12 protein-coding genes are annotated in these 10,620 nt (G+C 43.0%); all 12 read left to right on the forward strand.

Annotated features, from left to right (window positions below; genetic code table 11):
• Window positions 1-18 precede the first annotated feature (18 nt).
• The 12 genes from B3E92_RS19425 to B3E92_RS19480 all read left to right on the forward strand — a co-directional run bounded on the left by B3E92_RS19425 (window position 19) and on the right by B3E92_RS19480 (window position 10,378).
• On the forward strand, window positions 19-495 hold the full coding sequence (locus tag B3E92_RS19425; protein WP_070565751.1) for a c-type cytochrome: 477 nt from the start codon (window positions 19-21) through the stop codon (window positions 493-495).
• 59 nt (window positions 496-554) lie between these two features.
• The gene (gene nosZ / locus B3E92_RS19430; protein ID WP_083295916.1) at window positions 555-2,543 is read left to right on the forward strand and encodes a Sec-dependent nitrous-oxide reductase; all 1,989 of its coding nucleotides are present in this window, start codon (window positions 555-557) and stop codon (window positions 2,541-2,543) included.
• A gap of 11 nt (window positions 2,544-2,554) precedes the next feature.
• Entirely contained in the window at window positions 2,555-3,169 is a 615-nt protein-coding gene (locus tag B3E92_RS19435) for a hypothetical protein (protein WP_198386050.1), read from the forward strand.
• The gene (locus B3E92_RS19440) at window positions 3,156-3,605 is read left to right on the forward strand and encodes a nitrous oxide reductase accessory protein NosL (protein WP_083295915.1); all 450 of its coding nucleotides are present in this window, start codon (window positions 3,156-3,158) and stop codon (window positions 3,603-3,605) included. Before B3E92_RS19435 ends, B3E92_RS19440 begins: the two co-directional genes overlap by 14 nt.
• A 10-nt stretch (window positions 3,606-3,615) precedes the next feature.
• On the forward strand, window positions 3,616-4,866 hold the full coding sequence (locus tag B3E92_RS19445; RefSeq protein ID WP_286897980.1) for a nitrous oxide reductase family maturation protein NosD: 1,251 nt from the start codon (window positions 3,616-3,618) through the stop codon (window positions 4,864-4,866).
• Complete coding sequence (locus B3E92_RS19450; protein WP_088160564.1) at window positions 4,863-5,576, forward strand: ABC transporter ATP-binding protein; 714 nt, start codon at window positions 4,863-4,865, stop codon at window positions 5,574-5,576. Before B3E92_RS19445 ends, B3E92_RS19450 begins: the two co-directional genes overlap by 4 nt.
• Window positions 5,577-5,583: 7 nt before the next feature.
• Window positions 5,584-6,351, forward strand: a complete 768-nt coding sequence (locus B3E92_RS19455) for an ABC transporter permease subunit (protein WP_070565740.1) — start codon at window positions 5,584-5,586, stop codon at window positions 6,349-6,351.
• 29 nt (window positions 6,352-6,380) lie between these two features.
• Window positions 6,381-7,307: an iron-sulfur cluster repair di-iron protein gene (ric, locus tag B3E92_RS19460; RefSeq protein ID WP_286897982.1), complete on the forward strand. Its 927-nt coding sequence runs from the start codon at window positions 6,381-6,383 to the stop codon at window positions 7,305-7,307.
• A 14-nt stretch (window positions 7,308-7,321) separates the two neighbouring features.
• On the forward strand, window positions 7,322-8,149 hold the full coding sequence (locus tag B3E92_RS19465) for a DUF2249 domain-containing protein (protein WP_286897984.1): 828 nt from the start codon (window positions 7,322-7,324) through the stop codon (window positions 8,147-8,149).
• A gap of 1 nt (window position 8,150) precedes the next feature.
• Entirely contained in the window at window positions 8,151-9,413 is a 1,263-nt protein-coding gene (locus B3E92_RS19470; RefSeq protein ID WP_286897986.1) for a hypothetical protein, read from the forward strand.
• 37 nt (window positions 9,414-9,450) lie between these two features.
• Window positions 9,451-9,780 (forward strand): metal-sulfur cluster assembly factor, encoded by a 330-nt coding sequence (locus B3E92_RS19475; protein WP_070565732.1) that lies wholly within the window; start codon window positions 9,451-9,453, stop codon window positions 9,778-9,780.
• 151 nt (window positions 9,781-9,931) lie between these two features.
• Window positions 9,932-10,378: a nuclear transport factor 2 family protein gene (locus B3E92_RS19480; RefSeq protein ID WP_286897988.1), complete on the forward strand. Its 447-nt coding sequence runs from the start codon at window positions 9,932-9,934 to the stop codon at window positions 10,376-10,378.
• The last annotated feature ends 242 nt before the right edge of the window (window positions 10,379-10,620 follow it).

Consider the following 10,620-nt stretch of genomic DNA (forward strand, 5'->3'; position numbering starts at 1 on the left):
ACACAAAACCAAAATAAGATGAGAAAGCTAATTGTATGTTGTTTGATGGGATTATTTATCTATTCCTGTTCCTCAAACAATGGCGAGAAAAAGACCGTTGCCAACAGTGTTAATGAATCTGGGGCTTCGGCAAATGACGCCAGTGGATATGATCCTCACCGCGGTGAGGGAAAATTTGACAAAGTGGAAATCGCTGACCATTTGGATGCACCAATGGCCGCAGCCGGAAAATTGATTGTTGACCTGAAATGTGCTTCCTGCCACAAGCTAACCGACGAGAAACTAGTCGGGCCAGGATGGAAAGGTGTGACACAACGGAGAAAACCACAGTGGATCATGAATTTTATCACTAATCCTGATCCGATGATCGATAAGGATCCGGAATTACAGGCGCAACTTGAACTATGCATGGTCCGGATGCCTAACCAAAATCTAACGGACGAGGAAGCCCGAAAGGTATTGGAGTTTATGCGACAAAATGATGGTGTAAAATAATAAAAGCTGAATAAGAATCAACAAAGCTGCATAGGTATTAACCTTAAAATAAGAATAGAATGACTTTAACAAAATACATATTGACGAGCCTAATGGCGAGCGCGATGTTATCGACTTTCCATGCCTGTAAACCCAAAGGAGCGGGAGCCGCCGTGAGTGGTGATGCCGCTGAGAAGGTATATGTTGCCCCAGGGAAATACGATGAATTCTACAATTTCGTATCCGGGGGATTTAGTGGGCAGCTCTCCGTTTATGGACTTCCATCCGGCAGATTATTGCGTGTAATACCCGTTTTTTCACTAGATCCCGAAAAGGGCTGGGGTTTTAGTGAAGAAACTAAACCGATGCTCGAAACGTCCCATGGCAATGTACCTTGGGATGATTTACACCACGTGCAGCTTTCGAAAACCGATGGAAACTACGACGGCCGCTGGGTATTTGTCAATGCCAACAATACCCCCCGTATTGCCCGGGTGGATCTGACAACTTTTCGTACGGCTGAAGTACTCGAACTCCCCAACAGCGGTGGAAACCACTCTTCGCCGTACATTACTGAAAATACCGAATATGTTGTTGCAGGAACGCGATTTTCGGTTCCGCTGGACGGTGAGTCGGGCGATGTACCTATCAATACCTTTAAAAAGAATTTTCGCGGAACATTGAGCTTTGTCAGCGTCAATAAGGATAATGGCAACATGGAATTGGCTTTTCAGATTGAGACACCCGGTGTAAACTATGACCTGAGCCGAGCCGGTAAAGGGACTTCTCATGGTTGGTTCTTCTTCTCCACCTACAATACCGAACAGGCAAATACATTGCTGGAGGTCAATGCATCCAAAAATGACAAAGACTTTATATTGGCCGTCAACTGGAAAAAAGCCGAAGAGTATTTGAAAGCCGGAAAAGGGAAAAAGGTTACCGGGTTGAAGTATGCCCATAACACTTACGACGAGAAATCACATACCGCAAAAACATCTTTTAATACAGAAACGATCGTATTGAAGGCAGAGGAGCTGGAGGGGCTATGCTACTATATCCCTTGCCCAAAATCTCCGCACGGTGTCGACGTTGATCCTACAGGCGAATATATTGTAGGGTCGGGTAAACTGGCTGCGGTCATACCTGTATTCTCGTTCGCTAAGATGCAGAAAGCAATCCAGGAAAAACAATTCGAAGGAAAATTCGGTGGTATCCCAATTATCAAATACGAATCTGCGCTGTACGGCGAAGTCCAAAAACCTGGCTTGGGCCCACTGCATACAGAATTTGATGGCAGAGGAAATGCAATCACGTCATTCTTTGTGTCTTCCGAATTGGTGAAATGGAATATTAAGGATTTAAAGGTGCTCGACCGTACACCAACATTTTACTCAACAGGCCATTTAATGATACCTGGTGGAGATACCAAAAATCCAGAAGGCAAATATGTCATCGCCTATAATAAGATTACGAAAGACCGCTTTCTCCCTACAGGACCGGAGTTGGCTCAGAGTGCCCAATTGTTTGATATCTCGGGAGACAAAATGCAATTGTTGTTAGACTTTCCGACCATTGGTGAACCACATTATGCGCAAGCTATCAAAGCGGAGAAAGTGAAAGACAAAAGTGTGAAGATTTTTAAAATTGAAGAAAATACCAGCCCATTTGTTGCCAAAGGAGACAAAGATGCACGCGTTGAACGTAAAGGTAACCAGGTACATGTATACCTGACATCCATCCGTTCACACTTCACTCCGGACAATATCGAGGGTGTACAACTAGGCGATGAAGTCTATTTCCATGTGACCAATATTGAGCAGGACTGGGATATGCCGCATGGCTTTGCTGTCAAAGGCGCAAAGAATGGAGAATTGCTCATTATGCCGGGAGAGACACAGACATTGAAATGGGTTCCAGATAGAGTAGGTGTATTCCCGTTCTACTGTACGGATTTTTGTAGCGCGTTACACCAAGAGATGCAGGGGTATATCCGTATCTCAAAAAAAGGAAACAATGTTCCGTTGATTTATAGTCTGGGAACCAATCAACCGCAAGAGAAGACCAATTAATATAACCTACAATGATGAAAACTACAAGTCACCTGTCAGCAGTACATCGGATTCTTTTGATCCTGAGTGGCCTGGCCCTGGTAGCGGTCATCTTCCTACCCATCTGGCGTATTGAGCTCGACGCAGCACAATACCCAGAAGGGCTAGAACTACAGATCTATAGCAACAAGTTGGCCGGACAAGTTGATATTATCAATGGACTGAACCACTATATCGGGATGAAAACGCTACATGCGGAAGATTTCATAGAATTTAAGGTCTTGCCCTATATCATCTTATTTTTTGCGCTTGCTTTTTTGCTTACCGGTTTCGTGCAGAATAGAAAACTGCTCTATGGCTTATTCTTTTGTTTTCTGCTTTTTGGAGTCGCAGCCCTGGTTGACTTTTATATCTGGGAATACAACTATGGGCATCAGCTCGATCCATCTGCACCGATAAAAGTTCCCGGAATGTCTTATCAGCCACCACTGATCGGATACAAACAGCTTTTAAATTTTGGCGCCTATTCTATACCTGATATCGGGGGATGGATCTTTATACTCTGTGGAATTATCTTGGCCTTTTGTACAGTGCGGGAGTGGCAAAATAATAAAACCCTAAAACTAAAATCATATGAGAAACTATAAATTATTTGCGTTGATCTGTAGTAGTATATTGCTGGTTCTATGTAGTTTGCAGGCCTGTCAGGGCAACAATAAACCCAAGCCTATTAAATACGGTAGCGAGCAATGTGCCCACTGTAAGATGACAATAACGGACGCGCGTTTTGGTACGCAGCTGCAGACAAAAAAGGGACGGGTCTTTAATTTTGATGACGTACAATGTATGATCGCCTTTGTCAAAGGGAACTCGGTCAAAAAAGAAGAGATTGCCGTTTATTACCTGCCGGATTATGTTAGCCATAAGCTCGTACCGGCTGAAGGTGCATATTATCTCAAAAGTGAAGCCTTGAAAAGCCCAATGCGAGGCAATGTTGCTGTATTTGAAAAACGGGTGGAACTGGATAAGGTCAAAGCAGAGATCGGTGGCACGGTGATGACCTGGAATGATCTGTGGAAATAAATGAATAACAATGAAGAATCTAGCTTTAGCGTTGTACTGTGCAATGGCTTGTCTTTGGCTCGTAAAGGTGCCTGTATCGGCGACAACCATCCAGGTAGGAAAGGGGCAGTCGGTCAGAACAATAAAGGCTGGCTTAGCACAAGCGAAATCAGGTGATACCGTTTTAGTAGCGGCGGGTGTGTATAAGGAGGGGAATATTGTTATTGATAAGGCAATTTTCCTGAAAGGCCTGGGAAAACCTGTGCTGGACGGCGAGAAAAAATATGAACCGCTCTCGATCAAATCACCGCAGGTTACTGTTCAAGGCTTTTTAATACAGCATTCGGGACATTCTTCCATGAATGATATTGCCGGTATTAAAATTTACAATACAGCGCATATCAAAATTTTTGACAATGAGCTCGTGGACAATTTTTTCGGGATTTATGCGCAGAATGCTACAAACGTTGAAATACGGGGCAATATCCTCAAAGCTTTTGGTACAGCGGAGCAGCTGATTGGTAATGGTATTCATGCTTGGAAATCAGATAGTTTAAGTGTTGAAAATAATGAAGTGTCTGGACATAGGGACGGTATTTATCTTGAGTTTGTGACCCATACTCGAGTACAGGGCAATCTTTCTGAAAAAAATCTGCGCTATGGTCTCCATTTTATGTTTTCCCATGAGAACAGTTACATCTCAAACACCTTTCGCAGCAATGGTGCAGGTGTAGCTGTTATGTATACCAAGCATGTCCATATGGAAAACAATAATTTCGAAGAGAATTGGGGCGATGCCGCCTATGGATTGTTGCTCAAAGATATTTCCGATAGTCAGATCATCAACAATCAGTTTAGCCGCAATACCACGGGTATTTTTATGGAAGGATCGAATCGTATCCATATTGAACATAACAATTTTAAGAGCAACGGATGGGGGCTCAAGATTCAGTCGAGCTGTATGGACAATGTGCTTAAAGACAATAATTTTCTTCAGAATACCTTTGATGTTGCCACCAATGGTACCCTTACACTCAACAGCTTTGTGCATAACTATTGGGACAAATACGAGGGATACGATCTGGACAAAGACGGATTTGGGGATATCCCTTTTCGTCCCGTAAGCCTATTCTCGATGATGGTTGAGCGCTATCCTTCGGCGATGTTACTTTTTCGAAGTTTTATGGCCATGTTGTTCGACCGGACTGAAAAGCTATTACCAAGTCTGACACCCGAGGGGCTTAAAGACGATAAGCCTCGCATGAAATCAATAAAAGTATGATTAGTATCCAGCAGTTAACGAAAAGCTTTGGAAAATTCAATGCATTAAAGGGCATTGATCTGACCTTGAATGGCGGCGAATGCGTTGCCTTAATTGGCCCCAATGGCAGTGGTAAGACTACTTTGATCAAGTCTGTCCTAGGTATGGTCATGCCGAGTGCCGGACGGATCACTTTTGAAGGACAGGACATTGGACAGCAATGGGCTTATCGGAACCATATCGGCTATATGCCGCAGATCGGTCAATATCCTGAGAATATGTCCATCAAACAGGTCCTGGATATGATCAAAGATATCCGTAAACAGCCCCAGGCGGATTCGGATCTTTATCAGGCTTTTGGCGTGGACAAGCTGTTGGAAAAACGGATGGCAACGCTTTCCGGTGGCACAAGACAAAAAGTAAGTGCCTGTATCGCATTTATGTTTGACCCCAAAGTACTCATCCTGGATGAACCTACAGCAGGACTGGATCCTCTGTCTACCGAAATTCTCAAGGATAAAATCAAAAAAGAAATCGGACGCGGTAAACTGATCATCATCAGTTCCCATGTGCTTAGTGATCTCGATGAATTTGTATCGCAGATTGTCTTTCTGCAGGAAGGAGAGCTGAAGTTTCATAAGAGTTTGCAGCAATTAAAAGAAGATACAGGTACTGAAAAGCTATCTAAAGCAATCGCTTATTTGATGCAGAACCGCGACCTGTCTAATTAGAGAAAAGATGAATAAAATTATACGCTACGTTTTTGTGGATCTCTTGCGCAACAAGACCATTTTATGCTACACCATATTACTCTTTGTACTTTCCATGACGGTCTATAGCATGGAGGACAACTATGAAAAGGGATTACTCAGTCTACTGAATATTGTGTTGTTTGTAGTTCCGCTGATGAGTATCATTTTTTCAGGCATCTATATCTACCAGAGTTCCGAGTTTATCAATTGCCTTGTCAGTCAGCCTTTGCAACGGCAAAGCATTTGGGGCAGCCTGTATGTGGGTCTGGCAGGTGCACTTAGTTTAGCTTTTTTTATTGGCGTTGGCATACCAACTTTTATCTATGCATTTAGCTCTTCGGGAATTACTTTGGTCGGTTGCGGACTGTTACTTTCTTTGATTTTCGTTTCGATCGCGATGTGGACATCTGTATTGATCAGAGATAAGTCGAAGGGGATAGGATTGGCAATTTTGCTTTGGCTTTATTTCACGCTGCTTTTTGACGCACTGGTGCTTTTCATCCTATTTCAGTTTGCGGATTATCCCATCGAACATGGAATGGTTGCACTGTCCATGCTCAATCCCATCGATATCTGTCGCATCCTTATTTTATTACAGGTCGATCTATCCGCGATGATGGGCTATACAGGGGCGATATTTCGGGATTTCTTCGGTAATACATTCGGCATTGCGATCACCCTGTTGGTCATGTTGCTCTGGTGCCTCATTCCTCTAGGGCTATCTATTCGCTATTTTAAGAAAAAGGATTTATAATAATTTATTGACCATTTAATACTATTATCATGATTAAATCACCGTTATTGGAGGTTTTCAATATAGAACCTCGACTTAAACACCCGACCATATTTGATCACTTCGATGCCCTGGATTCGGGCGAGTCATTTATTATCAAAAACGATCATGATCCTAAACCGCTCTATTATCAGTTGCTGGGTGAACGTGGAAAGGATCTCATTTGGAATTATCTTGAATCGGGGCCCGAATACTGGCAGGTTCGCCTTGGCAAACCGCTCGAAAGCGAAACACTGGAAACCGTTGGCCATATTGCTGCCAAGGATATCCGCAAGGCCGAAGTTTTAAAACAGCTTGGGGTAGATTTTTGTTGCGGTGGTAAGCAGACGCTTAAGGAGGCCGCTCATAGTGTTGGTCTCGATGAAATTGAATTGCGCAGACGGTTAAACCAATCCGAAGAGCTTCCTATAGCCTGCCCACCGCTAAATTTTAAAGATTGGGATATCGATTTTTTAAGTGATTATATTAAGAATGTTCATCATCGGTATGTCCGGGAAAAAGGACCGATTATTCAGGAACTTGCACATAAAGTGGCCGATGTGCATGCACAGCAGCATCCCGAGCTGGTCAACTTGTCCCAAGAACTCGATGCCTTTCTTGATGACCTTTACCATCATTTGGATAAAGAGGAGAAGCAGCTCTTTCCGGCAACCAAGAATGAACAAGAATTGACCAGCAAACAGGTAGATCAGCTCATTCAATTTTTGATTTCCGAACACGAAGATTCAGGAAAGGAACTTCAGCAGTTGCGCAAAATTACCCAAAATTACACATTGCCAGCCAATGCCTGCAATTCCTACACGTCATTATTTTCACAGATCGAATCTTTCGAATCCGATCTTTTGCAGCATATCCACCTGGAGAATAATATTTTATTTCCAAAGTTGCTCGCGAGCTACGGTGTTCAAATGAATTAAAAACTAGAAAAGCCATGCGGATAAACCAGCATACCAAGATTTCAGAACTGATCAGCTATAATGACTTAAGCATTGAAGCCATTGCAGCTATTGCCAAACCCTTGCGTAAGATCCGGATCCCGGTGTTGCGTCGGATACTGGCCCCTCGGGTCTCCATAGGCGAAGCAGCAAAAATTGGCGGATGTTCGGTTGCAGATTTTCGTGCTGCGCTGGTACCGCTCGGCTTTATTTGGATGTCAGATGGAGCTGAGAAAGTCAATGATCCATTCGATGCAGCAGAGCGGCCAAGTTGGATGGATGATGCAGCAGTGACGGTTGCATTCGATGTGAGACCCCTATTGGAAATGGGGCAAGATCCATTAAAAGATATTTTTCAGTTGTATCGCTCACTCGTCGCAGGAGGGATTCTTTGCATCAGCAATTCATTTGTCCCCATTCCATTGATTAGGCGTATGGAGGAGCGTGGAGTGCCAAGCTATAGCCACGAATGGGCGGAGGGCGAATTCAGAAGTTACTTTTATAAAAAAGATACAGTGCTGTCCGTTCAGCCTGCTGAGGGCGATCATATTTCATTTGTGCCGAAACGACTTTTTGAGCAGAAATTAGCGCGACTTTCCGCGCTTCAACTTGTTACATTGGATGTCAGGACATTGCCTATGCCGCAGCCCATGGAATCAATTCTTGAGGCCCTTGCTCAACTGAAAGCCGATGAGGTTGTCTATGTAAAACATCGGAAGGTTCCGCTCCATTTACTAGAAGAACTGGATCATTTTTCTTATCGGATTTTCATCCATGAACAACATCCTGGAGATGTCCATCTGTTAATTTACCCCGTTAAATAAAATGGCACATATTGCTATTCATAAGAGCCCAGAAGCGTATGCTGTATTGCCGTTTTTTATCACTGCGGGCATTTTTTTTCTACTGTTCAGCTTCCTCTTGGTTTTTAGCGGGGGGCAGCTCTTTGGGCACCATTTTCAACCAAAAGTGCTGGCAATCGTCCATAGCCTAGCACTAGGTTGGGGCACGATGGTGATTTATGGAGCGGCGTATCAGCTGGTGCCGGTTATTTTTGAACGTTCACTTCGCTCTTCCAAATTGGCATTTTTCAGTTATATCCTATTGACATCGGGAACCTGTGTGTTGATTTATAGTTTCTGGTATTTCAAGATCGGTTTACTCATGTGCGTTGGAGGGCTATTGATTACGCTCAGCTCCTACCTGTACTTCTACTTGCTGTGGATGACGACTAAAGATGTGGAGCATCTATTTGAACTACGCCTTTATTTTACGTTCTCGGCCTTCTGGCTTTGTTTTACAACCACCTTAGGCCTTTTGCTTGCCATTAATTTAGCCCATGGTTTTCTAACAAAAAGTCACCTCGATATCCTAAAGCTACACGCCCACGTCGGTATTGTTGGTTGGTTTTTGCAGTTGATCCTGGGAGCGGGAGCGAAGATGCTGCCGATGTTTCTCTTGGGACAATCCACCAAAACAAAGTGGCTTTATGTTTCGGTCATTTTGATAAACCTTGGATTGGTACTTTTTTTATTGGACGGATACAGCCATCCTGTGGGATTAAGATCTCTTACCTTTGGAGCAATAGTGCTATTGGGAGTAGTTTGCTGGGCCGTTTTTGTCGTGGATTGTTTTGTGCACCGGGCTCGTAAGGTACTGGATATTCCGATGAAACATAGTTTCATTTCCTTTTTGAGTTTATTGTTCGCGTTTCTCACCTTACCTATGGTTGTCCGGCAGGAGTCTGGTAATTGGGTGAATTTATATGCCGTATGGGTGTTTTTTGGATGGATAACGGGTATTATTTTAGGGATGACCTATAAGACCCTGCCTTTTATGATCTGGAATTGGCGCTATAAAGATCTCAATGGCATCAAAAAAATACCTTTGCCCAAGGAACTTTATAGTCAGCGATTACTTTCTATACAATATTATCTTTACCTAGTGGCGCTTGTCGTCATGGCGGTTGCTGTAGCCGGTCAATTCAGGTGGGTATTATACTGTGCAGCCTGGCTTTGGGCAGCACTTGCTGCTGTTTATGTTGTCAATGTCGGAAAAGTAGTTTTTCATCAAAGAAAAAGTAAATAAACTACGCACCTCGCCTATATATTTAATGAAAGATACCATGAAAATTGATCTAACAAAACCGGAGGCTTCCGATCAGTTAAAAGCTGTTCAGGTATTGATGCTTGTGATGGATCCCGAATTGGGGATCAACATCGTAGATATGGGCTTAATTTATGATATTAATTTAACCGATCCCAGTCGTATTGTTGTTACCATGACGTTATCTTCATCCTATTGCCCGATGGGCGACTCTATCGTTCATGGCGTTGAAAAAACATTGCAACAGCAATTTCCACAGCGGGCAATAATTATCGAGCTCGTTTGGGATCCTATTTGGACTCCCGATCGGATCAGCGAAGAGGGAAAGAGCCTATTGGAACGAGAATGATTTCTTGAAGAATAAATTCACCTCCCTATTTCCGCTATTCGCCGAGTTTTCCCGATCGTTAGTCTAAAGCCTTTAGGCTAAGGGCCTATTGTGTTGTAGTTTTGAGTCAACAAATAAGAACAAAAGTACTAACACAATAAAAAAAAACATTATGAAAGTATTAGTAAAAACATTCGCAGCAGCAGCTTTAATCGCCGTATCTACATTTGCTATGGCAGCTGAAGGACCTGGAGCAAAAGCAACAAAAGAAAACGTTAACCTTTCCACAGCTGACTTCGCTTTAGAGCACTATGTTGCGGTCACTACGGAGGGAGAATCAGCAGGCGTGGAGCAGTTATTTGCAGCTGATTTTAATCAAAAGATTCAAGCTTCCAATGCGCAGTCTAACAGCCGCAGCGAAGTGGTTAAATCCTTGAAAAAACAAAAGGGCGAAAAGCTGAACTGTACAGTAAGCACAGATATCATCGAGGAATCGACAGACTATATGGTCGCTAAAGTGACTTTGAAATTTGAGAATTTCACCAAAACAGATTTAGTTACCTTGGAGCGTGTAGGTAATGATTGGAAAGTATCTAAATCAATCAATTCGTATAAATAAGAGCCATCTCAAATAAATATATATATGTTGTAGAGCCATGTCGGGAGATGTGGCTTTTTCATGATCTATTTAAAATAGCGAGTTGCCTCGGGGATAGCCAGCTAGTGGAGCTCAATTAGAATAATTAAGTAGAAAGAATAGATGAATCTAGGAGAAGAATTAGGAGAAGAGATTAAAGGAATAGAGTTGTTATAACGCTCGTACAATGGGCTGTGAGCTATTTCAGAAGGAAAAATGTAAAT

It is taken from the genome of Sphingobacterium sp. UBA6317, from assembly GCF_002440385.1.
In the GTDB taxonomy this organism is placed as follows: domain Bacteria; phylum Bacteroidota; class Bacteroidia; order Sphingobacteriales; family Sphingobacteriaceae; genus Sphingobacterium; species Sphingobacterium multivorum.